Raw genomic sequence first — 24,888 nt, 5'->3', positions numbered from 1 at the left:
CTGCCACACGATTCCTCATGCTCTCCAAGATGTGGTGCCAGCCATAGAAGGCTTTGTGCGCACCTATAATTACACTGCGCAGGGCAAGAAGAGCGCGCTCAAAGGTCTCTCACCTGAAGCCACATACCGCAAACACGTCGAGGCGGGATGGGCGCCGACTGCGATGAGCCGCGATGAAGTGCGCGCGGCATGTGCGCGAACCGAAGAGCGGTCGGTTGTTCAGGGTGCGATATCGGTCGGTGGCCGTCATTGGACATGCCCGGAATTGCAAGCTTACCAGTACGAGAAGATTTGGGTCCGTGTGCCGGCCTATCCCACACCGGCCGAGTTGCTGTTGCTTGACCGGCATGGTGAACGAGTCGGCATAGGCGCCGAACACAACGTTGAGGGAGCCGACGCCTACGATGCGATTGTCATCTACGGTGAGAACACCTCCCTTCGCGCGCTTTGCCACCTTGTCCAAAACTGCGCTGCCTCTACCAGCGGCATCGGCAGCATTCGTCTTCCCCGGATCGAGACCACGCTTCGCGGCATGTCATGCGGCAGCGGCGCGCTCAAGCTTCTGCACGAGCGCCGAGACGAGCTCCGAAGCCAGGCTTAATTCCGGACAGCGACAGATAATTCTGAACGGCACATTGGGATTTGAGGATCTCGGGAAACAAATGACATCCTATGCAGAGATCTTTCCTGACTTTCAGTCTACAGGCTTATATTAGTCTAGCCGACCTGTATAATAGCGTCCGGGCCGGCGCCGCAGACGATCACGCAGATACGCTCGCCTTGGTTCAAGCGCACCCGGCCTTCGGCAATCGCTGCAATCGCGGCAGCGCCGCTAAGGTCGGCAGCAAGGCCCATTTCGAACCACAGGCTTTTGGCGGCGCGCAGCATCTCTGAATCGTCGACAAGCACGATCTCATCAACTTTGTCGCGAACAATGTCGAAGATACGGTCGTCAGTCTTGGCGCAGGCCATGGTCGCCACCGAGGTCGTCACTTTGTCTAGCGCCACATTGCGGCCGGCTTCGAGGGCGCGCAGTAGCACCGGCGAGCCGGTCGCCTCGATGCCGACAACGCGGACATGCGGCGCCAGCGCCTTGATCGCGGTCGCCACGCCGCTGACCAGGCCCCCGCCACCCATGGCGACAAGCACCGTGGTGACATCAGGCATCTGATCGAGGATTTCGAGGCCGACCGTGCCTTGTCCGGCCACCACGGCCGGGTCGGCGAAGGGATGGAAGTAGACGGCACCCGTTTCACTTACAAAGGCCTGCGCAGCCTCGTTGGATTCGTGCCAGGCCGATCCGACGATACGCGTGGCTGCACCCCAGGCCCGGAGCTTCTCGATCTTGGCCGGGGAGGCATTGGTCGGCAGGAAGATGGTGGTCGGCACACCCGCCATGAAGCCCGCGCGTGCGGTGGCGATGCCATGGTTTCCACCCGACGCGGTTACGATGCCGCCGGCCAGCTCGGCGCGGTCGAGCGACAGCAGCTTGTTGGTGGCACCGCGCGCTTTGAAGGATCCGGTAACCTGCAACAGTTCCAGCTTGAGCATCGGCTCGACGCCACCCGCTAACGGCGTCTTCAGATTGCTGGCGGTGATCATCGGCGTGTGCCTGACATTGCCCTCGATGCGGCCGGCGGCGGCGCGAATGTCCTCCAGCGAGATCACGCCAGCTCTCCTTCATAGCGGGTGGCGACGGTGACGCAGCAATTGCCGGCCACGACCCGCCCGGGCTGGCGGCGACCATAGACGATCCCATCCGACAGATAACGCACGTTTTCCGGCGTGCGGCCGGGATCGGCCAGATTGTGGATGCGACCAGCGTCCTCGCCGGCATGGACCTTGGCGCCCAGCCCATGAAACGGCTCGAACACGCCGTCCGTGGTCGCCAGCACATAGCCGTCATGGCCGGGAATGCGCAGGATGTTTTCGGGCCGCGCGGCCGGTGGCTTGCCGGTTGGCGGAAGTACGCCGAGATGGCTGAGCACATTGCGCACGCCTTTGCGGCAGATGCCGAGCGCGTCGAGTGAAACCGTGCCCGCGCCGGCCATCTCGGTGCCGACCGTGGTCAGTCCGGCCCGCACCGACGTGGCCGTGGAGGTCCGCGGTTCGCCCAGATTGTCGATGACGACGGTGAGCGGTGCGTCGAAGGCCAGTACCGCTTCCATGTTGCGCTTTCGGTGAGCGGCGTCGGGCGCCGGCTCGATGATGGCGCTAGGCAGGATGTTGAGCGAAGAGCCGCCAGAGTGCAGATCGACATAGGCATGGCCGAGCGGCATGACGATGTCACTGACATAGGCCGAGATCTGCTGGGTGATGGTGCCGGTGGGGTCGCCCGGAAAGGTGCGGTTGAGGTTGAGCCCGTCGACCGGCGAGGTGCGGCGGCCGGCCAGCACGGCGGGCAGGTTGATCGCTGGCAGGAGGATGATGCGGCCGCTCACCATGCCCGGGTCGAGTTCGCGTATGAGTTCGCCAAGCGTGATCGGCCCCTCATATTCGTCGCCATGGTTGCCCGCCTGCAGGATCACGGTTGGACCGTTGCCATTGCTGATCACGGCAAGCGGGATGCGGGTCGCGCCCCAGGCGTCGTCATGCGGCGAATGCGGGATGTCGACGAAGCCGATCTGCTTGCCGGAGCGGTCGAAGTCGACGGTGGTGCGGGCGGTGGACATGTGGGCCATGATTCTCTTGGCAGGACTGTCGTCCTGGAATGAAGGGCGATTGGCTATGAACGGCAGGCGGGTGGTGAGGGGCGGCGGGAGTGATGCTCCCGCCGCGATTGGCGGTCAAATCGGCGGCAGGGCCGGCAGCGCCGTGCCGATCCATTTCTGCGACAGCGCGGAGAGCGAGCCGTCGAGCAGGCCCAGATGGATGTAGGTGTCCAGCCAACGCAGCAACTCGGGGCTGCCTTGCTGGATACCGATGTAACAGGGCGAGAATTGAATAATGAACTTCGGCTTCAGCTGAACCTTCGAGTCCTTGTCCATCAGGTCTTTCGCGACGACATCCGCAGTGGCCAGCAACTGCGCTTGGCCGGAAGTGAAGGCGGCTGCGGCGGTGGCGTCGTCGTCGAAGCGTACAATCTTGGCGTTGGGCGCGGCCTTGGTCAGCTCAAGGTCCTGCGTCGTGCCGCGGGCAACAGCGATGGTTTCGTCCTTCAGGTCGGCAGCGCTCTTTACTGCGATGCTGTCGGGCCCAAAGACTCCGATGGAAAGCGCTGCATAGGGCGAGGTGAAGGCGATCTGCAGCGCGCGTTCCGGCGTGGCGCCCATAGCGGCTATGACTATGTCGAGGCGGTCGGTCACGAGGTAGGGCACGCGATTGGCCCCGGTGATCTGCTGCAGCTCAAGTTTGACGCCAAGCGCCTCGGCGATCTTCTTGGCCATGTCGACGTCGAGGCCGACCGCTTCGTTCTTGGCATCCACCGAACCGAAAGGTGGCACGTCGATCGGCACACCGATGCGCACTGTCCCAGCGGACAGTATTTTCTGCAGGTCGGCCGACTTGGCCGGCATCGCCGAGACTGCGCCGGCCAGGAGCACGGCTGTGACGATCCTGGTAAGATGCTTGAGCATGGAACTTCCCCTTTTTCTGGTTGAGCTTTCTTTTCCTAGTGAAGGACGGCGTTCAGGAAGCTCCTGAGTTCGGCCGTACGAGGCTCGAGCAAGGTCTCACGCGCTGGCCCATCCTCATGGATGCGGCCCTCGTGCATGAAGATCACGCGGTCGGCGACGTTCTTTGCAAAGTTCATCTCGTGGGTGACGAGCATCATGGTCATGCCTTCGCTGGCCACGCCCTCGAGCACGCGCAGCACCTCGCCCACCAGTTCGGGGTCGAGCGCCGAAGTGATCTCGTCGAACAGCATCAGGGTCGGCTGCATGGCCAGCGAGCGGGCGATCGCCACGCGCTGCTGCTGGCCGCCCGACAATTCGTCGGGATAGGCATGCAGCTTGTCGGCGAGGCCCACCTTGGTCACCACGGCCCGGGCGACTTCGCGGGCGGCCGATGTGTCGAGCTTGCGGACCAGCTTGAGCGCCAGCATGACGTTGCGCTCGACATTGAGATGCGGGAACAAATTGTAGCTTTGGAACACCATGCCGGCGCGCTGGCGCAGAAGGTTGAGGTCGGCCTTGGGCGCGGTGACGTCGATGCCGTCGACGACGATGCGGCCGGCCTGCACCTTCTCCAGCCCGTTGATGCAGCGGAGCATGGTCGACTTGCCCGAGCCCGAGCGGCCGATGACGGCGACGATCTCGCCCTTCTCCAGGGTGAGCGAGATGCCCTTCAGCACCTCCACGGCGCCGAACCGCTTGCGAATGTCGGCGAGCTCAACGAGCGACATGAAGTCTCCTTTCCAGCATGTGGGCGAGCTGGGAGAGGGAAAAGCAGATGATGAAATAAATGACGGCGGCGGTGAGGTAGACCGGCAGCGGGGCGAAGGTCGCGCCGCTGATGATCTGGCTGGCCCGCGTCAGCTCGACGAAGCCGATCAGCGCAGTGAGCGAGGTGTTCTTGACCAGTTGGACCAGAAAGCCGACCGTCGGCGCGATGGAGATGCGGATCGCCTGCGGCAGCACGACATGGCCAAGCCGCTGCGCATAGGTGAGGCCAAGGGCGGCGCCCGCCTCCCATTGACGCTGCGAAACCGATTGCAGGCTGCCGCGCCAGATTTCGCCGAAGAAGGCCGAAGCGTAGATCGACAGGGAAAGTGCCGCCGCTGTCCAGGCGTCTACCGAAAGACCGACAAGCGGCAGGCCGAAAAAGAAGACGAAGAGCTGGCCGAGTAGCGGCGTGCCCTGGATCAGGTTGATCCAGGCGATGGCCAGCCAGTTGAGCGGTCGAAACGGGATGACGCGCAGGACGGCGACGACAATACCGAGCAGCCCGCCACCGACGGTGGCGGTGAGCGCGAGCAGCAGCGTCCAGCGTGCCGCCTCGATGAGGTAGACGATGTCGGCGTCGGCGAATTCGCGGATCATCGGCGCGGCCTCCTGACGAAGACCACCCAGTAGACGCCGGCGAAGAAGGCTCGGAAGGCGAGGGTGAGGACCAGATAGGAAATGGTGATCAGCGTGTAGGTTTCGAAGGAGCGGTAGGTGCGCGAATCGATGAAGGCGGCCTGGTGGAACAGCTCGGTGGCGCCGATCGAGGAGACGACGCTGGTGGTCAGCATGATCAGCACGAACTGACTGGCGAGCGCCGGGTAGATGGTCTTGACCGCCTGGAACAGCACGACATGGCGAAAGGTCTGGCCGGCCGTGAGACCCAGCGAGCGGCCGGCCTCGATCTGGCTCTGGCGCACGGATTCGAAGCCGGCGCGCAGGATTTCGGCGCCATAGGCCCCCATGTTGATCGACAGCGCGATCAGCGCGGCGGTGTTGGCGCCCAGCCTGATGCCGATCGAGGGAAGGCCGAAGAAGACGATGAACAGTTGCACCAGCAGCGGCGTGTTTCGCAGCGCTTCGACGTAGATCCGGGCGCAAGCGCGCAGCGGCATCAGCGGGCTGATCGAGGCCATGGCGACGATCAGCCCGATGGCGAGACCGCAGAGCATGGTGATGACCGAGAACTGCAAGGTGAGGAACACGCCTTGCAAGATTTCCGGCACATAGCGCAGCAGGACATCAAATTTGAAATTATAGCTCATGGAAGGAGAGCGTCCCCTATGCAACCACGCGCAGATCGCTATTTTCCGCGCGGATTTGCTAGACATCACGCTAGCGTCGCTTCATATGTGACGTCAAGCATCATCTATGAAGCGGCTGCTGAATGACAGACGACAAGCTCAACTACAGTGCGCCGGCCCTGGAAAAGGGCTTGGATATCCTTGAATTGCTGGCCAATGCCGGCCAGACCATGGGCACGCGCCAGATCGCCGAGGAACTGGGGCGATCAAAAAACGAGATCTTCCGCATGGTCCATGTGCTGCTTGCGCGCGGCTACATCCAGCGCGACGAGAGCGGCGAGGGGCTGATGTTGTCGAACAAGCTGTTCGGACTGGGCATGCAAACGGCGCGCGCCCGCGACTTGGTCAGCACCGCAGCGCCGATCGTCGAGCGCTTCGCGGAGGAGGTGCATCAGGCGGCGCATCTGGTTGTCGCGCATCGCGGCGAAACGGTTATCATCGCCGCTGCATCGGGCGGGGCGGACATGAACTTCTCGCTCAAGCTCGGCTATCGCCGGCCGCTGGCAGACGCGCATTCCGGCCTCGTGCTGATGGCGTTCCAGCCCAAGCCGGTTCGCGACCGCATGATCAGCGAATGCCTGATGCTGATGCGCGAGCCGCCGGACCCGACGACGCTTGCCGCCGAGCTCGACACCGTGCGCGATCGCGGCGCCATCATCCATGAGAGCCGCGACATTATCGGCGTGACCGACGTGGTCTGCCCGATCATCGCCGGCGACGGACGCGCCGTGGCCTGCGTGACGGTGGCGGCGGTCAGCCGGCGCAGCGCGGCACCCAATTTCGAGGCCATGCTGGCGCGGCTGAAGCTTGCTTGCGCCGAGATCGCGCACGAGCTGGGCGGCTAGCCGGCAAAAAATCACCCGACGATGAGATCGCGAGGCGTTTGCGCCAGCACTTCAGCACCCGTCGGTGTCACCAGCACATTGTCGATGATGCGGGCGCCCAGTCCCTCGGCGCCGATGAAGACCGGCGGCTCGATGGTGACCACCATTCCGGCCTTCAGCACATGCGGGCTGTCGCCGATCATGTGCAGCGGCTCGGCCCAGCTCGGCGGAAAGCCCGGCCCCAGCGCATAGCCCGATGTGTGGACACGGTAGGGTTCGAGCCCGGCCTCGCCAATGACGGCTCGGGCCGCGCGGTGCGGCACTGTTGCCGGTACGCCGTCGCGGATCGCACCAATCATGGCGCCGCTGGCGCGCAGCACGATGTCATGCAGCTCGGACATGCGCGGCGTCGGCTTTCCCAGTACGAAATTGCGGCCAATGGTGGCGGTGTAGCGGTTGAAGGTCGCGCCGAATTCAAGGTTGCCGAAATCGCCCTCACGCAACAGGCGCGCGGTCGGCGCGCCATGGCTGTAGGCCGAGCGCGGGCCGGAGGCGAGGTTGATCGGGCTGGCGGCGATGCCGCTGCCATTGCGCAGCAACGTGTCGTGGATGCCGCCGGCCAGCGCCAGTTCCGACTGGCCCGCCGCGAGCGCGCCGGCGAAACGAGCCATGGCGAGGTCGGCAAGGACGGCCGCGCGCCTGATATAGCCGATCTCCGCCGGTGACTTCACCAGCTTCAGCCCGGCGATCAATTCGGTCGCCTCGGTGACAAGAGCATCGCCGATGACGGCGCGAAGGCCGAGATAGTGATGCGGGTGAAGATAATAGGCGGGCACTTCGAGACCGACGCGCCTGCCCAATACGCCATGGCGCCGGGCCACGCCGGCAAAAGCAGCGATCGGATCCTCGTTCTCGCCGCCGCCGAAGCCATGCACCTCGCCGGCAGCCGAGTCTGTCTCGAATTCATGCACCTCGCCCTGGCGTGTCAGCACGACGAGCGGTTCGTCGCGCGCGCCAACCAGCAGGCACTGAAATTCCTGATAGCTCTTGGCGTCGCTGCCGGTCAGCCAATGGATGGAGGTGGGGTGGACGGCGACCAACCAGTCGAGGTCCCGCGCGGCCATGGCGGCACGGACGTGCACCAGTCGCGCGGCGAATTCGGCGGCGGTGAAATCGTGTTTCGACATCAGTCCCGTGTCACCGCCATTGCCTCGATCTCGACCAGCAGGTTCTCGAAGGCAAAGCCTGCGACGCGGATCGCGGTCACCGCCGGACCAGGTTGCGGATAGAATTCGCGCTGCACGCGGGCGATTACAGCGCGGGTCGCCTCGATCTCGGCCCAACTTCCTTCGGCGTGGTAGTAGATGTAGAGCTTGGCGACGTCGCTCTCGTCGAGGCCGCCTTCGGCCAACGTGCGGCGGATGAACTCGAAAACGTTGCGGGTCTGCGTCTCCATGTCGTGGCCGACGGCCTGAGCCTTGTTGTCGGCCGAAATCTGGCCGCCGATGAAGGCGAGCTTGCCGATCTTCCAGCCTTGCGTGAACTGGGTGTTGGGGATACTCCAGTCCCAGTGGTTGGCCGGCTGAAGCCGCTGCTTGTCGTCGCCGAGCATACCGATGCCCTCGACCTGGATCAGTTCGTCGGCATTTCCCATGCCCTGTATGCGCAGGCCGGCACCCGCTGCCGAGGGCACCGACATGTAGCGGCGACGCACATTGGTCATCTTCTCCCAATAGTCGGTGACTTCGCGGCCTTCGCTGAAGAAGCGGAAACAGGTGTTCTGGCGCATCAGGCTGTTGCGGTCGCCGCCACCCTGCCGCAGCCTCGTGTCGAGGTTGCGGAAGGCCTCTTCAGTCTGCACCTCGATGTCGCCGAGCCCGAGCACCTTGCCGTTGGCATCGAGCGAGCGCTGACCGCCGATGAACAGCATGTCGCCGACCTTCCAGCCATGGACGAAGGGCACCTTCTTGTGCCAGCGCCAGTGGCATGAGGGATCGAGCAGCTCGCGCTTGCCGCCGGTCACCACCCAGGCGTCGACCATCAGCCGCGCGCCCTCGTTGTCGAGACCGCAGCGGATTTCGGTGGTGGTCGGGCCGGGTGCGGTGAAATAGCCTGCGCGCACGGAATCGAGCTCGTCGAGGAAGGCGCCGACGGCATCGGCTTCGCAGCTGAAATAGATATTGTGCTTGACCACATCGGCCATGCCGGCGCCGGCATGGGCGAGAAGTGCCGCCAGCCGCGCGAAGATGACGCGCGCTTGGCCGGCAATGTCGGCGGCGACAATGTCGCCGTTAGCGTCCGTTGCCATCAGCCCCCCGACGAGGATCAGATTCCCGGCGCGGACGGCCTGCGGTGCCGCATCCCGGACATCCGTGAAACTCTGCATTTGCACCGGCGGTTCTCCTGCTTCGCTATTTACTTACTTACCTGCAAGTCAGTTTTTCGTCAAATGCTTGGGGACTCCGTGAGCTTCGGCGTCCAAGTGGCGCGGATTTGGCTATGATGCCGCTATGGATGAGACGGATACGAGACAGGCGATCAAGGATGCGGCGCTGGAGCTGCTGGTGCGCGACGGGTATCGCGGCACTAGCTTCGGTGACATCTCGGCGGCGCTCGGGACGACGCGCGCCAACATCCACTATCATTTCGGCAACAAGCAGGCCTTGGTCAACGAGGTGCTGGGCGACTACATGCAGGCGACGCTGAGCGCCTTGCGCGCTGTGTGGTCGCATGAGGGGTCGAGCCTCGCCGAGCAGACCGAGGCGATGATCGCCTATAGCCGCGCCCGCTTCCGGCACTTCAACCCAGCCGGCACAGAAGGGCACAACTGGAGCTTGATTTCGAGGCTGCGGCAGGATGCCGATCTGTTGGGGGACGATGGCCGGCGGATGCTCAACCACTTTGGCGTTGAGCTCCTGGCACTGTTCACCCAGGCATTTTTATCGGCCGGCAGGCGTGGCGAGCTCGCACCCAAAGTGGTGGCCGCCGACGCGGCGTTGCTGCTCGCGGCGATCGCCGATAACGCTGCCCCGATCACTCTCGCCGAAGGCGGCTTTGAAGCGCTGGAAGAAACCTATCGCAGCCTGACGCGGATCATCAAATCCAGCGCCGAGTGACATAAAGTTTAAAATTGACCATGCGCCAATCTCAACACCGGCCGATGCGGAACCTACCAGTCGGCTTGTCGTCTTTCATCCAGATCAGAGCCTGGGTCATCGAGTCGACCTGATCATCGTGCTTTCCGTGCGGGAATGCGAGCACCTCAAGCAGGAAGTCATCTCTCCAATGTGCGTCTTTAGGAAGATTCACGTTGCCGTTTTCGATCATTGCGGCAACGGGTGACAGCCGGCTTTCCTTGTCGGTTCTGGCTTTTACCGGCGTGGTGCTGATGTCTTGGCTCTGCAAGTCGGCGATGAGGCTTGAGCCAGAGCCCGCACCTTCAATGAGGATGATGTCGGGGTCGTGCTCCAAAAGGTAGCTTTTGACGGCCTTGATGAGGTCTGGGTAAGCTGCCCTGATGCGCACGTGTAGGGCGGCCCCCAACCTCGCAGCGGCGTGAAATTCAGTGGGAAACGACATACCCAGGACAGTCGGCCGCGTCGGCCCGACGCGCTTGGATGCAGAGGCCGCGGTCACGACGCTGATCTCGTGGACCGGCGAAGATCCGGACTGCGATCGCAAACCTCCCCGTGGTCCATACATTACAGTCTCCGGAACCGCGTCGATTCATTGAGGAGCCTACGGCTGGGCGGCATTGGGCCGTGCCGACGTGTACCAATTATAGATTTGCTCGCCCGTCCAGAACGCCACGTCGCCATGCGATGCGATGTAATCCAGCAATTCCTCCAGGTAACCGATCCGATGCGGAACACCGCTGAGATAGGGATGGACGCTGATGGACATGATCCGCGGCGAGGTCTCGCTCTCGTGATACAGCCGGTCAAACTGGCGCCTGCCGCGTTCGAGCAGTTCCGCTGACGAGTGCTGCGCCACAGCCATCATGGCGACGTCGTTGATCTCAACCGTATAGGGGAGTGTCACCAGCTGGCCGGCCGTAGTCTTTAGTTCGCAAGGCAAGTCGTCCATCACCCAATCGGCAACGTATCGGATACCTTCCTCAGCGAGAATGTCAGCCGTGTCGGCTGTTTCGGTAAGCCCCGGACTTTCCCATCCGACGGGCGCCTTGCCGGAAATCTTGAAGAGAGCTTCGATAGTGCGCCGGACCGAAAGGCGCTGGTCTTCGAGATTGTGCATCGGCCCTTGCAACCAACCGTGACCCATCAGTTCCCATCCGGCGTCGTGCGCCGCATGCACGACCCTGGGATAGACCTCGCACACTGATCCGTTGATGGCCAACGTCGGAACGATTTTTCGGGATGTCAGGCTCTCGTGAATGCGCCAGAAGCCGACCCGCATGCCGTATTCGTGCCATGACCAGTTCGGAATATCGGGTAGCAGCGGCATGCCCATCGGCGGCGGCAGGACCGTGCGCGGCATCGGCCGCCGCGCATCCCAATGTTCGACATTGACGATGAGCCATACTGGCATCCTGACGCCGTCAGGCAATTTCAGCGGCTCCCTATCGACGATCGCCTGATAGTCTATTCGTTCGCGAGGGCTCAGCGGCATGGGACGGTCCTACGGGCTTGGAATGCGATTCGATGAAATCAGGCTTCTCAGGGCGAACCCGCCGTCAAGCCGGTCGCGCAACCAGTCGGCCGAGACGTATAGGCCTCCACGGCGGCGCCGCCAAGCGGATGCAACTCGTCTTCGTAGATCTCATAGGGCGCCTTGGCTTTGGGTACAGAGGTCGACCATTGTCCGAGCAAACAGGCTGAAGATAGTGGTGTTTAGCCTTATTGGGGTCGACGACGACGGTTTCCGCGCCAGCGCCGTGGCCGCGCCCGTGCCGAAGTCGGCGAACGAGCGCCAGAACGGGTTCTGCAGCGCCGGGACGCTCATACCGATCACGGCCTTCTTCTCCTGGGCCGACGCCGGGAGCAAGGACAGAATGATGGCGGTGCAGCTGAGAGCGGTTGTGACGGGCCTGCGCATTGGTTTCACTTGGAAGTTTGGGTTGACCCAAGGCCAACCGTGGAACTTGAATGTTGAGCGCAGCGGAGACGAGCGTCAATTGTATTAAAATTCGCAATAATCACGAAGGCAGCGCCGGTTCCTGTGCGACGAGGAGGATAAGAATCGGCGACTCTCGCAAAGACCTGATTCCGGCAGCAAAGCCAATCATGCGTCTTTTGAATAGATGTCGATTCTGCCGCGCAGCAGCTCGACCAGCATGTCTCGTACGGGATCGCGAGTGCGTCCGGTCCAGGCAACGGCTAAGGGAAGCTTCTTCAATCCGTCTGCTCCTGGCGTGTCGAGCGCGACGTAGGTCACGCCCTCGACCTGCATCCGGGAAGCCCAGCGCGGCACGATGGCGATACCCATTCCGGCTGCCACGAGGTTCACGATTGTCTGCTTCTCATCGGCCAGATGCACGACCTTGGCAGAGAGGCCGCTTTCACTGAAAAGCCGCATCGTCAGGTCGTGACTATGCGGTCGCGATCGTCGCTCCGGCACGATCAGAGTCTGGTCCACGAGGTCGAGCACCGACACGCTTGTCCGACGCGTCAGGTCGTGACTGGAGGGTACGGCCACGACGGCCGTTTCATAAAGCAGGAAGTGGAGTTCCAGACGACGGCTCGGTGCGGCAGACGGCCGGATCAAGGCCAGGTCGAGCCGACCCGAGAGCACGCGCGGCAACAGGCGGGTTGTCTTGTCCTCCATGACCTGCACGGTGACGTCGGGGGCAACTTCCCTGAAGTCGTGCAGTAGGCTTGGCACCAGCCCCACCGCGGCGCTATCGATCACGCCCAGCCGCAGCACGGCCGCACGGTCGCGGCCCTTCTCGCGTATGCGACTTTCCAAATCGTCCGCTCTGGCAAGCAGGGACCTTGCCTCTTCCAGCAGGAGAGACCCATGTTCGGTCAGCACGGCATTGCGCGTGGTGCGCATCATCAGCCGCACGCCGAGATCTTCCTCCAGCATGCGGATATGCCGGCTGAGGGACGACGGCAGCATGTCGAGGCGCTGCGCCGCCCGGCCGAAATGCAGCTCGTCGGCTGCCATGACAAAGCATCTCAATTGGTGCAGGTCCAAGCGCTAACTCCCGTACAAGGCCGGATTAAGTCACATTTTTATATAATCAGAAGTGCATCGAATCTGACGCAACTCGGCCTATAAACCCGAGGCCGGGTGGACGGACCGCACAGGGCCCCGTCCACCCGGCTCAGGTTTGGTGCGTCCACGCGCTTGCCATGGCGAGGAGACTGATAGTGCGCGAATATTCGATCGCCGCGATTCCCGCTGACGGAATCGGGCCTGAGGTCATCGACGCAGGCATCACCGTGCTCAGGGCGCTGGCCGAGCAGCGCGGTGACCTGAGGCTGAACTTCATTGTCTTCGACTGGGGTTCGGACTACTACAAGCGCAATGGCGCCATGATGCCGGCCGACGGCCTTGAACAGCTGAAGGAGTTCGACGCGATCTACTTCGGAGCTGTCGGCGCGGTCGACATCCCGGACCATGTGACCTTGTGGGGGTTGCGCCTGCAGATTTGCCAAGGGTTCGACCAGTACGCCAACGTCCGACCGACCAAGATCCTGCCCGGCATCGCGTCTCCGCTGCGCGGCGTCGAGGTCGGAGACCTGGACTGGGTGATCGTGCGAGAGAACTCGGAGGGTGAATATTCCGGTGCCGGCGGGCGCGTCCATCGTGGCCTGCCGGAAGAGGTCGGCATGGAAGTGTCCGTCTTCACACGCGTCGGTGTTGAACGCATCATGCGTTACGCCTTTGGGCTGGCGCAGTCGCGGCCGCGCAAGTTCCTGACGGTCGTCACAAAGTCGAATGCGCAGCGTCACGGCATGGTGTTGTGGGATGAGATCGCCGAGAAGGTGTCGCGCGAGTTTCTGGACGTCACCTGGGACAAGATGCTGGTGGACGCCATGACGGTGCGAATGGTGCTGAAGCCGCAGAGCCTCGACACGATCGTGGCCACCAATCTCCACGCCGACGTGCTGTCTGACCTCGCGGGCGCGCTGGCCGGCAGCATCGGCGTGGCGCCGACGGCCAACATCGATCCGGAACGTCGCTTTCCCTCTATGTTCGAGCCCATCCACGGCTCGGCATTCGACATTGCTGGCAAGGGGATCGCCAATCCCGTCGCCACCTTCTGGACGGCGGTACAGATGCTCGGCCATCTGGGCGAGCAGGCGGCGGCGGATCAACTCATGCACGCCATCGAGCGTGTCGGTGAAGCGGGCATCATGACGCCGGATGTTGGCGGCAAGGCGACGACGCGCGAAGTTACCGAAGCGGTCTGCAACGCCGTAGGCGGGCGCAACGTCCTCACGGGCTGAGAACCGTCGTTTCGGCGCGGCTGGCGGTTCTCGCTCACGGCTGGTGCAATTGCCGGAACAGCTTGAACAGTTCGGCTTTCTTCTCGAACCCGACACCGGGAATATCCGGCAGCCCGACATGGCCATCTTCGACGGCGATGTCGTCGGCGAAGCCGCCAAAGGGCTGGAAAACGTCGGGATAGGATTCGTTGCCGCCCAAGTGCAGGCCCGCGGCAATGTTGAGTGACATCTGGTGGCCGCCATGCGGCACCACGCGCCGTGACGACCAGCCAAACGCCTTCATCACCTCCAGTGTGCGCAGATATTCCACGAGGCCGTAGGAGAGAGCGCAGTCGAACTGAAGATAGTCGCGGTCGGGCCGCATGCCACCATAGCGCAGGAGGTTGCGCGCATCCTGATGCGAGAACAGGTTCTCGCCTGTCGCCATCGGCCCGTCGTAGTGGTCCGCCAGTTCGGCCTGCAAGGCATAGTCCAGCGGATCCCCGGCCTCCTCGTACCAGAACAGGCCGTATGGCTGCATCGCCTTGGCATAGGCAATGGCGGTCTTCAGGTCGAAGCGTCCGTTGGCATCCACAGCCAGATACTTGCCCTCCCCGACCACCTCCAGCACGGCCTCGATGCGGCGCAGATCCTCTTCCAGTGGCACGGCGCCGATCTTCATCTTCACGACCTTGTAGCCGCGGTCGAGATAGCCGCGCATCTCCGCCTGAAGCTTCGAGTGATCCTTGCCGGGATAATAATAGCCGCCAGCCGCGTAGACCCAAACCTTCTCGTCAGCCACGCCCGCCCGGTACCGGTCCGCCAGCAGGCGCCACAGCGGGACGCCGGCGATCTTGGCGACGGCGTCCCAGACGGCCATGTCGATGGTGCCCACCGCGACGGACCGTTCGCCGTGGCCTCCGGGCTTCTCGTTAGCCATCAGCGTCTTCCAGATGGCGAACGGGTCAAGGTTGTCATTCTCATGGTCGATCAGCGTTTCGGGATCCGCCTCAAGGACGCGCGCGAGGAAGCGGTCGCGCATCAGCGCGCCCTGGCCATAGCGCCCATTCGAGTTGAAACCGTAGCCAACCACCGGCTTGCCGTCACGCACTACGTCGGTGATCACGGCGACGGCCGAGCAAGTCATCCTCGAAAAGTCGATATAGGCGTTGGCGATGGGGGAGGCGATCGAGATCGTCTTTTCCCTGATGTCGACGATGCGCATGCCGGTCCTATCCTTCGAGTGCCTTTGCCACCGCCTTGCCGCAGGTGACGGTATCGGCCTTGCCTCCGAGATCGCCTGTGCGGGTGGCTTCGTTTTTCAGCGTGGCTTCGATGGCTTCCACGATCGCGCGGCCGGCCTCTTCGTAGCCGAGATGGTCGAGCATCATGGCAGCCGTCCAGATTTGTCCGATCGGATTGGCGATGCCTTTCCCGGCGATGTCCGGGGCCGAGCCGTGCACCGGCTCGAACAACGATGGAAAGTGGCCTTCCGGGTTGATGTTGGCGGACGGCGCGATGCCTATGGTGCCGGTGCAGGCCGGTCCGAGATCTGAGAGAATGTCGCCGAACAAGTTCGACGCCACCACAACGTCGAAACGGTTCGGATTGAGCACGAAATGGGCTGTCAGAATGTCGATGTGGTATTTGTCCCACGAGACATCCGGATATTGGGCGGCCATCGCTTCGACACGCTCGTCCCAATACGGCATGGTGATCGAGATTCCGTTGGACTTGGTGGCCGATGTGAGGTGTTTGCTCGGACGCTTCCGCGCCAGATCAAACGCATAGCGCAGGATGCGGTCGACGCCGACGCGCGACATCACGGTTTCCTGGATGACGATCTCGCGCTCCGTGCCCGGATACATCCGGCCGCCGATGGATGAATATTCGCCCTCGGTGTTCTCGCGGACGACGTAGAAATCAATATCGCCGGGCTTGCGATTGGCGAGCGGCGAGGGCACGCCCGGCATAAGCCGGACGGGGCGCAGGTTGACGTACTGGTCGAACTCGCGGCGAAACTGCAGCAGTGATCCCCAAAGCGAGATATGGTCGGGAACGATGGCCGGCCAGCCCACTGCGCCGAAGAAGATGGCATCGTGGTTTCCGATCCTGGACTTCCAGTCCTCCGGCATCATGCGGCCGTGCCTGGCATGATAGTCGCACGACGCAAAGTCGAAATGGTCGAACTGCAGGTCGATGCCGAAGCGCCTTGCCACCACTTCCAGTATGCGAAGTCCTTCGGGGACGACCTCCTTGCCGATCCCGTCGCCGGGAATGACCGCGATCCTGTGTTTCTTGGCTGACATCGTGGTTCCTCGGCTGCAGCGGTAGGATGGCGGCTATGGACGGCCGCCTCAAAGAATTCAGGCGATGGACGAGCGGGTATCAACCGCCGAAATATTCGATCTCCTGGCGAAGGCGTTCGCCCTCGATTCCCATGCCGAGCAGGACTGCCACGAGTACTCGTGCCTTCTGGCCGCTCAAGTCGCCGGCAAAGATCACGCCGCCGTCGGAGAGCGTCTTGCCGCCGCCATTGCCATAGATCGGCTTGACCCGGCCGCGCTGGCAGCGACTGGTCATGATAACGGGAGTGCCCTTGGCGACAAGCGATGTCGCGGCGGCAGTGACGGCAGGCGTCGCGTTACCGCGTCCGAAACCCTCAAGAATGATGGCCTTGGCGCCATCCTGGGCGGCGAAGCGGATGTAGCGGTCGCCCATCCCCATGGCCAGCTTGATGAGATCGACATCGGCGACGATGTCTTTGGCGTCGTAGGTTCGGCGCAGAACGGGCTTGCGGTGCAGCACGATGCGGTCGCCGTCCACTTCCCCGAGCTTGCCGTGTTCGTAGGAAATGAAGGTATCAGTGCGTGAACTGTGCGATTTGCTCACGTCACGCGCAGCATGGAATTCCTGCTCGAAGCAGATCATCGCGCCGAGGCCCCGCGCGGTTTCGGACGCGGCCAGCCGGATCGCATCCGTGAGGTTGCGTGGGCCGTCGGGGTTTGCCTCATCGGCCGCGTGCTGCGCGCCGGTGAAGACGATCGGCTTGTCCGTCGCAACAAGGAGATCAGCCAGAAAGGCGCTTTCCTCCATCGTGTCGGTCCCGTGGGTCACCACGACCCCGTCGAAATCACCTTGCAGGTGCTGCGAAATCCGCTGGGCCAATGCAAAGCCGAGCGGAAGATCGATGGCATAGCTGCCGACATTGCAGAACTCGTCGATGACGATGTCAATGCCATCGAGCGGATCGTGCAGCATGGCACGCAACTCCGATCCTGTGACGCTAGCGGTGACATGTCCGCTCACGGGTTCCAGCTTGGATGCGATCGTTCCCCCTGTGGTCATCAGACAGATTTTTCGCATTTCAGTCCCTCGCTGTCGTTCCCGACGTTGAGTAATTTGGTCAGACCAAGAAATCAAGAAGCTTTTTAGTTATGCTATGAGACGCGATGATTTTTTTGCATTTTTTGTGATTGACGGTCAGGCCAAAATTATCCATTAATCTGAATTGCGCTCTTTGGTCTGTCCAAAGGCGAATAGACGATAGCGCGCTTTTCGCGCAAGCAATGGGGAACAGAGATGGCTGATGATTTTACCAGAATTCGGTTGGCGTCGACGCGTCGACAATTCCTGAAAACGACCGCCGCCATTGGTGGCGCGGCCCTTGCTTCGTCGACAGGCCGCCTGGGTGAAGCGTTCGCGCAGGATGCCAACAGTACGCTGGTGATCGCTGCGCCCGCGACGCCGCAAGGGCTCGACATCGAGTTCGACGTTAGCTTGGGCTCCATCGATTCGCTCGGTGCGCTCTACGAGTACATGCTCGGCTACGAGAAGATGGATGATCCCAATGCGCCCGGCGTGCTGCGCGAGGACACCGGCGTCCATACCGACAAGCCGAACAACCTCGCTCTGCGAGGCCGCTTGGCGGAAAGCTGGGAAGTGGCTCCCGATGGACGCAAGGCGACCTTCAAGCTGCGCGAGGGTGTCGTCTCCAATTGGGGCAACAAGTTCACATCGAAGGACGTGAAATGGACTTGGGACCGCAAGTTCAACCTCAAGGGGCAAGGCCTGTTCCAGACAGCGGTGCTCGGTCTCAAGACGCCTGACCAGATCAAGGTCGAAGGCGATTATGCGGTCTCTTTCAATCTTGACCAGCCAAATCCGTTGCTTCTCAAGCAGCAATGCAACCTGGCCAATCCGATCTACGACGCCACCAAGTGCGCTGAAGCCGGTGGCTCCGACGACCCGTGGGGGGTCAATTTCCTCAAGAACGATAGCGCGGGCTTCGGGCCCTATCGCCTTGCCCAGCTCGTGCGCGGCCAACAAGCCGTATTCGAGGCGCGCGACGACTACTGGGGCGAGAAGCCCTTCATGAAGCGCGTCATCATGCGCGAAGTGCCGCAGTCGGCCAGTCGTTTCTCGCTGCTGCAGGGCGGGGCGGTCGATATCGCACAGTTCCTGCAGCCGCGCGAGCTCGAGGCGCTGAAGAAGCAGCCGAACGTCGCCGTGGATGCGGTCAACTCGTCCTACATGATCTGGCTGGAGCTCAACTCCAAGATCGCTCCGTTCGACAATGTCGACGTGCGCCGCGCCATCAACCTCGCGATCCCGCGCGACGAGATCATCCGCACGATTTACTACGGCTATGCCGACGAACAGAAGGCGCCGATGCCGTATATCTACCCGATGGCGGACGAAAGCTTCTTCACCTACGGCTATGATCTTGCCAAGGCCAAGGAGCTTCTGGACAAGGCCGGCGCCAAGAACCTAGCGACCACCTTGTCCTACAACGCCGGCGACCCGACGCAGGAGCCGATCGCACTGTTGATCCAGACCGCGCTGAAGCAGATCGGCGTGGAGCTGACGCTGGAGAAGCTGCCGGCCGGCGTGTTCTACGAGAACGTCACCAAGCGCGCCAAGCCGATGATCTTCTATCTGGACTCGCCGTGGACGCCGGATCCGGGCTACTCGACCTACCTATACTTCAATTCCGAAAGCTACGTGAACTATTCTAACTACGACAACAAGAACGTCGATCAGATGATCAAGGACGGCCTTGCCACGCTGGACGACAACGTCCGCAAGCAGAAGTACACGGAAGTTCAGAAAACGCTCATGGACGAGGCGCCCTGGGGCTTCATCGCCTATCCCAAATACACGCTGGCGCGTAAGGCTGCCCTCAAGGGCTATACCTATTACACGTCCAACAACTTGCGGTTCCAGGATTTCAGTCGCGGCTGATGAGGGCTTGTCCCCGGAGGTGGGTAACCTCCGGGGACAAGTTCGAGTATCGGAAAGAACTCAGATGTCTTCGAAGCTTCGCCTTCTCGTGAGGCTGGCGGTCATCCGGCCGAGATTTGCGATCGGCTACCTGATCGTCATCACGATCACCCTGCTGGCGATCTTCGCGCCGGCCATCACACCCTATTCGCCGACCGAGGCGGATTCGGTCAGCTTCCTGCAGCCGCCGGATGCCACCCATCTCTTTGGCACCGACAATGTCGGCATGGATATTTTCAGCCGTTCCATCTACGCGCCGCGCATCGACCTGACGATCGCTATACTGGGTACGCTTCTGTCGGCGCTGGCCGGCGGCTCGGTCGGCGCTGTTGTTGGCTTCTACAGCAGCGGGCGCGGCATTCGCGTGTGGCTATCCTTCGCCGTCATGCGCGCGGCCGACGTGCTGCAGGCCTTTCCCGTTTTCGTGTTTGCCATCGCCCTGGTTGCCAGCCTCGGCCAAAGCATCCAGACCGTGGTGCTGGCCATCGCCTTCGTCAATGCGCCGATCTACCTGCGTCTCATGCGCTCGCAGGTGCTCAGCATCCGCTCCATGCGCTATGTCGAGGCCTCGCAGGTCAATGGCCTTTCGGACATGAAAACCATCGTGCGCCACATCATCCCCAACGCGATGGCGCCGGTGCTGGCGCAGCTATCGGTCAATGTCGGGTGGGGCATCCTGCTGACCTCGGCGCTGTCCTTCGTCGGTGCCGGCGTACGAGCCCCGACACCCGAATGGGGCAGTATGATCGCCATGGGCTTTCAAAACGTGGTGACCGGCCAATGGTGGCCGTCCATGTTCCCGGGCGCGATGCTGGCGATCACCGTATTCGGCTTCTCGCTGGTCGGCGCCTCCATTGAGGTCCTTGCCGATCCGTCCAAGCGCCGGCAGCTGCTGAGCGATGCGCGTGAGCATCGCCGTCGCGCTGACCTGCCGGTGGAGGGTGCCTGATGCGCATCCTCGCTTATCTCGCCAAGCGCCTGATTTTCGTCATCCCTCAGTTGCTAGGCATCGTGCTCGTCAGCTTCCTGCTGGTAAAGAGCATTCCGGGTGACCCCGCTGTGCTGATGCTCGGCCCGACGGCGACACCTTCGGCGATCGCCTCACTGCGTCAGCAGCTCGGGCTCGACCAGCCTCTCTATGTGCAGTTCCTGATCTATGTGCGCAATCTTTTGCACGGCGACCTGGGGACTTCCTGGCAGACGACGCGGCCAGTGCTCGAGGATCTGCTTCAGCGCTTCCCGGCCACACTCGAACTCGTTACGCTTTCACTGCTTCTGGCCATCGTCGTCGGGGTTACACTAGGGGTATATGCGGCGCGCAAGCCGAACGGCTGGGTGGCGCGCCTGGCGGATCTCTACGGCCTCAGTGCCGGTGCGTTGCCGGACTTCTGGTTCGCTCTGGTTCTCATCTTCATCTTCTATACCGTGCTCGGCTGGGCGCCTGCGCCGCTCGGCCGTATTGACATGATCGTCATACCGCCGCTGCCAGTCACAGGGGCCCTCACCATCGACGCGCTTCTCGCCGGCGACCTGCAGGCCTTCTGGTCTGCTTGCGCGCACCTGGTCTTGCCAGTGCTGACGCTTGGCCTCCTGAATGCCGGTCCCATCCTGAAGATGACGCAGGCCACGATGGAGAAGATGCTGGAATCGGATTTCAGCCGTTTTGAAGTTTTGTGTGGGGTGCCGCAGAACCTTGTGGTGCGCCATGCGCTGCGCAATGCATTGCCATCTATCGTCACCATTATCAGCGTGCTTTACGGCTTCTTGATCGGCGGTGCGGTGCTCGTCGAGATCGTGTTCTCGTGGGGTGGCGCGGGGCAGTACGCGGTCCAGGGTGTGCTGAACTCGGACATCTATCCGGTTCTGGGCTTCGTGCTCTTCTCTGCCATCTTTTCCCTTATCGTCTACATCGCGGTCGACCTCATCTATTTCCTGCTCGACCCGCGTATCAGCAACTAATGTGAGAATGTCATTGGGCGCAGCAGAAGTCATAAGCAAAACGCGCAACGCCTCCGTTGGCGGCGACAAGCCGCCGTTGATCGACATCAGGAACCTGCGCGTGACATTCCCGTCCGGTGGCGCCGAGCCGAAGGCGGTGCTGAAGGGCATCGACCTCGCCGTTCAGCCGGGCGAGATCGTAGGCTTGGTTGGCGAGAGCGGCGCGGGCAAGACAACGCTGGCCCGTTCGATCCTCGGCCTGCCGCCGTCGCCGGGCCGCATTGCCGGGGGCGAAGTCCATTTCGAGGGTCGGCAAATCCTCAGCCTGTCCGAATCCGAACTCCGCCGTCTTCGCGGCCACCGGCTCTCGGTCGTGGTGCCCAATCCGCGCGCCGAACTCAACCCTCTGCTCAAGGTCGGCGACCAGATCGCTGCGATGGCGAAAATCCATCTCGGCGTCGGAGGCAAAGAGGCGCGCCGTATGGCGCTGGAGATCCTCCGCGAGGTGCAGATACCGGACCCGGAGCGGCGCATGGATGCCTATCCGCACGAACTATCCGGCGGCATGGCGCAGCGCGTTGTGATCGCCATGGCCCTCATTTGCAGCCCCGCTTTCGTCATTTCCGATGACGCGACCAGCGGCCTCGACGTCACCGTGCAGGCGCAGATCTTGGCACTGCTTGCCAAGCTTGCGGCCGACCATGGCAGCGCTATGCTGTTCATCAGCCGCGACGTCGGCATCACCGCGCATTTCTGCGATCGCATCGCCGTGCTTTTCTCAGGCGAGATCGTCGAGATTGCCCCGCGCGAACCGCTCTTCCTGGAGCCGGCGCATCCATACACGCTGATGCTGCTTGCGGCCTTTTCGCATAGCCCCAAGCTGCGCGACAGCTGGAGTGTGCCGGACACCGGCAGGCGACGCGAAAGAAATGCCGGCTGTCAATATGCCGATCGCTGTCCCATTGCCCAGCCGGTTTGCCGCACGCAGCGGCCGCCTTTCGCCGAGATCGGGCCCGGGCACTTCGTCCGCTGCTATTTCCCCGTGAGGCATGCATGAGCGCGGTCCTGACCATAGACAATCTCTATAAGCGCTTCCCCATTGCCGGCTCAAAGCAGGTGGTGCAGGCGATCAACGGCGTCAGTCTGACCGTCGAGCCCGGCGAGACCCTCGGGCTTGTAGGCGAGAGCGGTTCGGGCAAGACCACGGTCGGCCGCTGCATCGTCGGCCTGATCGAGCCGACCGCCGGAACCATCCGGTTTCGCGGCACCGACCTCGCACAGCGCCAGCAGCACAAGGCCAAACTGGCAGGCAAGATTCAGCTCGTATTCCAGGAGCCGAACGAGTCACTGGACCCGCGCATGAAGATCGGCGATACGATCAGCGAGCCGCTTTTGCCGCTCAAGCTCGACCGCGAAACAAGGCGCCGCCGGACTGCCGATGCTTTGCGGCTGGTGCGGTTGAATCCGGATCTGCTGGACGCCTATCCTTCCGAGCTGTCCTCCGGGCAGCAGCAGCGTGTCGGCATAGCGCGTGCGATGGTCACGGAGCCCGAACTGGTCGTCCTCGACGAACCGACTTCCGCGCTCGACCCAACGGCGCGCGCCGAGATCATCGACCTCCTGCGGCGCATCCAGAACGAGCGTAACACCGCCTACCTGTTCATTTCCCACGACCTGTCCACGGTGCGCTTCATCAGCCACCGCGTCGCGGTGATGTATCTAGGCATGATCGTGGAGCAGGGCAGCGCCGAGACGGTCTTCAACCGCCCGCAGCACCCCTATTCCAGCGGCTTGCTATCGTCAGTCATGCTGCCCCATCCGCACTTGAAGATCGAAAGCAGTGTCAGCCTCAAGGGCGAGATCCCGAGCCCGATCAACCTGCCGAAGGGGTGCTTCCTGGCGTCGCGTTGCCCGTTCGTCATCGACCGCTGCCGCCATGAGATGCCGCCGGCCGAAACAGTCGGCGAACGGCACACGGTACATTGCTTCCGCCACGAGGATGTCGCCGCTTCGGTGCCGGCGTCCGATACTTTCAACGTGTTCATGAAGGAAGCCGAACGCATCCTCGGCCGCGCCGGGCCCATTGGCGTCGCCCCATCGCTCCAATAGTCAAGCCAACCACGAAATCGAGAGAGCAAGCATGTCAGGACGTCTCACAGGAAAAAAAGCACTGGTCACCGGCGGTGCACGCGGCATCGGCGGCGCGATTGCCACGGCCTTCGCGCGCGAAGGCGCGGACGTCGCCGTTCTCGATCTGAAACTCGATGCTGCCGAAGCACGCACCGCAGCACTTGCGGCTTTTGGAGTGAAGACTTTCGCCGTCGCGGCTGACGTCAGCGACGAGGCGCAGGTCGAGGCAGCCGTCAAGAAAGTGGAGGCGGCGCTCGGCCAGATCGACATACTGGTCAACAATGCCGGCATCGACACGACGTCCGTCGTTGCCGAAATGAGCACCGCCATGTGGGACCAGATGATGGCCGTGAACCTGCGCAGCGTCTTTCTTTGCACGCGTGCGGTTCTGAAGCCGATGATTTCCCGCAAATTCGGCCGCATCATCAACATCGCCTCGCAGCTCGGTCACAAGGGTGCGCCGGAAATGGCGCACTATGCGGCCGCCAAGGCAGGTGCCATCGGCTTCACCCGTTCGCTCGCCTACGAGGTGGCGCGCGACGGCATAACCGTGAATGCCATCTGTCCCGGCCCCATCGAAACGGAGCTCTTCAAGGCGCTGCCGGAGGAATGGAAGAAGCGCAAGCTCGGCGAACTGCCGATCGGCCGCGCCGGCCATGTCGACGAGATCGCTCCCACGGCCGTGCTGTTGGCGTCGGAGGAGGGGGCTTACTACATCGGCGCGACCATGAATCCGAACGGCGGCGATGTCATGCTCTGATCAACCGCCGGCTGAATGGTTCCATCCAAATGTATCTTGTTCTAGCTACGTGGCGACAATTTTTGCTGACGCTGGAGCCAAAGCCATGATGAAACTCGATCTCAATGATGATGGAACCGCGCCTTCACCGTCGGCCGACCTGCCGCGCGAGCGCCGGGAAGCCAGTGTTGGTGTGGCCCAGGCAACGGTGGCCGCCCTGCGGTCGATGATCCGCGACGGCCGTTTGCGACCGGGCGATACACTGCCGCCGCAACGCGACCTGGCACGTGACCTCAGTGTGAGCCGCGCCACGCTGCGTGAGGCTCTGTCGATCCTGGCCACCATCGGCGAGATCGTGGCGCGCGAGGGGGGGCGGGGCTTCGTCTGTGCTGACCCTTCCGGCGCACCGGCGACTCCGTCCTGGCGCTTCGCGGCGCGCTATTCGCTGAGCGAGGTCTATCAGTTCCGCTACATCGTCGAATCCTACGCGGCCGAGCTCGCGGCCCTGACCCATACCAATCAGGAGGTCGCCGACTTGAAGGAATGCACGGCCGCCTTTCGCAACGCGGCGCGCGAAAAGGACCTCAATGCCTACGCGCAGGCGGACTTCGATTTCCACAACCTCATTATGCGTATCTCGCGCAACAAGCTGCTGGTGGACATGCACCAGACTTTTGCGAGCGTGCTGCTGGAAAGTCAGCGCCTGCCCACCGAGCGGCGGGGCAATCTGCTGTTTGCAGTGCAGGAGCATGACCGCATCCTGGAGGCGATTGCCATGGGCGATCCCGATGGCGCCAACTACTACATGCGCAAGCACATCAGCATGGCGGGAAGCCGGGCCGGTCTTCCACCCTCGCAACTGCCATAGATACCCTTCGGCCGGGGACATGAGCA

26 protein-coding genes are annotated in these 24,888 nt (G+C 62.6%); 12 read left to right on the top strand and 14 right to left on the bottom strand.

Translation table 11 applies throughout. The annotated features are described in order from the left end of the window. The first annotated feature begins 55 nt into the window (after positions 1-55). Positions 56-601 carry a hypothetical protein gene (locus tag LB556_RS26265; protein WP_224570487.1) on the top strand — a complete coding sequence of 182 codons (546 nt, stop codon included), beginning with the start codon at positions 56-58 and terminating at the stop codon, positions 599-601. Between the two features lie 116 nt (positions 602-717). On the opposite strand, the gene LB556_RS26260 is transcribed toward LB556_RS26265, so the two are convergent. From LB556_RS26260 to LB556_RS26235, 6 genes are all read right to left on the bottom strand, one after another. After that, complete coding sequence (locus LB556_RS26260) at positions 718-1,668, bottom strand: threonine/serine dehydratase (RefSeq protein WP_224570486.1); 951 nt, start codon at positions 1,666-1,668, stop codon at positions 718-720. Beyond that, a complete protein-coding gene (locus LB556_RS26255; RefSeq protein ID WP_224570485.1) occupies positions 1,665-2,681 on the bottom strand; it encodes a succinylglutamate desuccinylase/aspartoacylase family protein in 1,017 nt (338 codons plus the stop codon). Before LB556_RS26255 ends, LB556_RS26260 begins: the two co-directional genes overlap by 4 nt. 105 nt (positions 2,682-2,786) lie before the next feature. Then, positions 2,787-3,575: a transporter substrate-binding domain-containing protein gene (locus LB556_RS26250; RefSeq protein ID WP_224570484.1), complete on the bottom strand. Its 789-nt coding sequence runs from the start codon at positions 3,573-3,575 to the stop codon at positions 2,787-2,789. 35 nt (positions 3,576-3,610) lie between these two features. Then, positions 3,611-4,342, bottom strand: coding sequence for an amino acid ABC transporter ATP-binding protein (locus LB556_RS26245; protein ID WP_224570483.1), 732 nt, complete (start codon positions 4,340-4,342; stop codon positions 3,611-3,613). Continuing rightward, complete coding sequence (locus tag LB556_RS26240; RefSeq protein WP_224570482.1) at positions 4,329-4,979, bottom strand: amino acid ABC transporter permease; 651 nt, start codon at positions 4,977-4,979, stop codon at positions 4,329-4,331. Before LB556_RS26240 ends, LB556_RS26245 begins: the two co-directional genes overlap by 14 nt. Continuing rightward, entirely contained in the window at positions 4,976-5,647 is a 672-nt protein-coding gene (locus tag LB556_RS26235) for an amino acid ABC transporter permease (RefSeq protein ID WP_224570481.1), read from the bottom strand. Before LB556_RS26235 ends, LB556_RS26240 begins: the two co-directional genes overlap by 4 nt. 122 nt (positions 5,648-5,769) lie before the next feature. On the opposite strand from LB556_RS26235, the gene LB556_RS26230 reads away from it, so the two are divergent. Beyond that, positions 5,770-6,531 (top strand): IclR family transcriptional regulator, encoded by a 762-nt coding sequence (locus LB556_RS26230; protein ID WP_224570480.1) that lies wholly within the window; start codon positions 5,770-5,772, stop codon positions 6,529-6,531. 11 nt (positions 6,532-6,542) lie between these two features. Here LB556_RS26230 and LB556_RS26225 read toward each other — a convergent pair whose 3' ends face one another. Next, on the bottom strand, positions 6,543-7,697 hold the full coding sequence (locus LB556_RS26225; RefSeq protein WP_224570479.1) for a M24 family metallopeptidase: 1,155 nt from the start codon (positions 7,695-7,697) through the stop codon (positions 6,543-6,545). Then, complete coding sequence (locus tag LB556_RS26220) at positions 7,697-8,896, bottom strand: RidA family protein (protein WP_224570478.1); 1,200 nt, start codon at positions 8,894-8,896, stop codon at positions 7,697-7,699. Before LB556_RS26220 ends, LB556_RS26225 begins: the two co-directional genes overlap by 1 nt. A gap of 124 nt (positions 8,897-9,020) precedes the next feature. Between LB556_RS26220 and LB556_RS26215 the strand changes: the two genes are divergently transcribed. Beyond that, positions 9,021-9,626: a TetR/AcrR family transcriptional regulator gene (locus LB556_RS26215; RefSeq protein ID WP_224570477.1), complete on the top strand. Its 606-nt coding sequence runs from the start codon at positions 9,021-9,023 to the stop codon at positions 9,624-9,626. A 31-nt stretch (positions 9,627-9,657) separates the two neighbouring features. Here the strand turns inward: LB556_RS26215 and terL are convergent, their stop codons facing one another. After that, a complete protein-coding gene (terL, locus tag LB556_RS26210) occupies positions 9,658-10,146 on the bottom strand; it encodes a phage terminase large subunit (RefSeq protein WP_224570476.1) in 489 nt (162 codons plus the stop codon). Between the two features lie 102 nt (positions 10,147-10,248). Then, complete coding sequence (locus LB556_RS26205) at positions 10,249-11,139, bottom strand: polysaccharide deacetylase family protein (RefSeq protein ID WP_224570475.1); 891 nt, start codon at positions 11,137-11,139, stop codon at positions 10,249-10,251. Positions 11,140-11,356: 217 nt separating this feature from the next. Here LB556_RS26205 and LB556_RS26200 point away from each other — a divergent pair, with 217 nt between their 5' ends. After that, positions 11,357-11,653, top strand: a complete 297-nt coding sequence (locus LB556_RS26200; protein ID WP_224570474.1) for a hypothetical protein — start codon at positions 11,357-11,359, stop codon at positions 11,651-11,653. A gap of 98 nt (positions 11,654-11,751) precedes the next feature. Here LB556_RS26200 and LB556_RS26195 read toward each other — a convergent pair whose 3' ends face one another. After that, the gene (locus tag LB556_RS26195) at positions 11,752-12,666 is read right to left on the bottom strand and encodes a LysR family transcriptional regulator (protein ID WP_224570473.1); all 915 of its coding nucleotides are present in this window, start codon (positions 12,664-12,666) and stop codon (positions 11,752-11,754) included. A gap of 176 nt (positions 12,667-12,842) precedes the next feature. Here LB556_RS26195 and LB556_RS26190 point away from each other — a divergent pair, with 176 nt between their 5' ends. After that, a complete protein-coding gene (locus LB556_RS26190) occupies positions 12,843-13,925 on the top strand; it encodes a tartrate dehydrogenase (RefSeq protein WP_224570472.1) in 1,083 nt (360 codons plus the stop codon). A gap of 34 nt (positions 13,926-13,959) precedes the next feature. On the opposite strand, the gene LB556_RS26185 is transcribed toward LB556_RS26190, so the two are convergent. The 3 genes from LB556_RS26185 to LB556_RS26175 all read right to left on the bottom strand — a co-directional run bounded on the left by LB556_RS26185 (position 13,960) and on the right by LB556_RS26175 (position 17,252). Next, positions 13,960-15,129 (bottom strand): mandelate racemase/muconate lactonizing enzyme family protein, encoded by a 1,170-nt coding sequence (locus LB556_RS26185; RefSeq protein WP_224570471.1) that lies wholly within the window; start codon positions 15,127-15,129, stop codon positions 13,960-13,962. 7 nt (positions 15,130-15,136) lie between these two features. Next, a complete protein-coding gene (locus LB556_RS26180) occupies positions 15,137-16,213 on the bottom strand; it encodes a tartrate dehydrogenase (protein WP_224570470.1) in 1,077 nt (358 codons plus the stop codon). Positions 16,214-16,292: 79 nt separating this feature from the next. Then, complete coding sequence (locus LB556_RS26175; RefSeq protein WP_224570469.1) at positions 16,293-17,252, bottom strand: asparaginase; 960 nt, start codon at positions 17,250-17,252, stop codon at positions 16,293-16,295. Between the two features lie 234 nt (positions 17,253-17,486). Between LB556_RS26175 and LB556_RS26170 the strand changes: the two genes are divergently transcribed. From LB556_RS26170 to LB556_RS26140, 7 genes are all read left to right on the top strand, one after another. Continuing rightward, positions 17,487-19,148, top strand: coding sequence for an ABC transporter substrate-binding protein (locus LB556_RS26170; RefSeq protein WP_224570468.1), 1,662 nt, complete (start codon positions 17,487-17,489; stop codon positions 19,146-19,148). 64 nt (positions 19,149-19,212) lie between these two features. Continuing rightward, positions 19,213-20,136: an ABC transporter permease gene (locus LB556_RS26165; RefSeq protein WP_224570467.1), complete on the top strand. Its 924-nt coding sequence runs from the start codon at positions 19,213-19,215 to the stop codon at positions 20,134-20,136. Continuing rightward, a complete protein-coding gene (locus LB556_RS26160) occupies positions 20,136-21,146 on the top strand; it encodes an ABC transporter permease (protein WP_224570466.1) in 1,011 nt (336 codons plus the stop codon). The genes LB556_RS26165 and LB556_RS26160 overlap by 1 nt, the downstream gene beginning before the upstream one ends. A 13-nt stretch (positions 21,147-21,159) precedes the next feature. Next, positions 21,160-22,182 (top strand): ABC transporter ATP-binding protein, encoded by a 1,023-nt coding sequence (locus LB556_RS26155; protein WP_224570465.1) that lies wholly within the window; start codon positions 21,160-21,162, stop codon positions 22,180-22,182. Beyond that, complete coding sequence (locus LB556_RS26150; RefSeq protein ID WP_224570464.1) at positions 22,179-23,234, top strand: ABC transporter ATP-binding protein; 1,056 nt, start codon at positions 22,179-22,181, stop codon at positions 23,232-23,234. Before LB556_RS26155 ends, LB556_RS26150 begins: the two co-directional genes overlap by 4 nt. A 31-nt stretch (positions 23,235-23,265) precedes the next feature. Next, positions 23,266-24,015, top strand: a complete 750-nt coding sequence (locus LB556_RS26145; protein ID WP_224570463.1) for an SDR family NAD(P)-dependent oxidoreductase — start codon at positions 23,266-23,268, stop codon at positions 24,013-24,015. A gap of 85 nt (positions 24,016-24,100) precedes the next feature. Further along, on the top strand, positions 24,101-24,862 hold the full coding sequence (locus LB556_RS26140; RefSeq protein WP_224570462.1) for a FadR/GntR family transcriptional regulator: 762 nt from the start codon (positions 24,101-24,103) through the stop codon (positions 24,860-24,862). The last annotated feature ends 26 nt before the right edge of the window (positions 24,863-24,888 follow it).

It is taken from the genome of Mesorhizobium sp. ES1-4 (genome assembly GCF_020164745.1).
Lineage (GTDB): Bacteria > Pseudomonadota > Alphaproteobacteria > Rhizobiales > Rhizobiaceae > Mesorhizobium.
The sequence above is the reverse complement of the archived record's forward strand: the minus strand, read 5'-3'. Positions and strand labels throughout refer to the sequence as shown.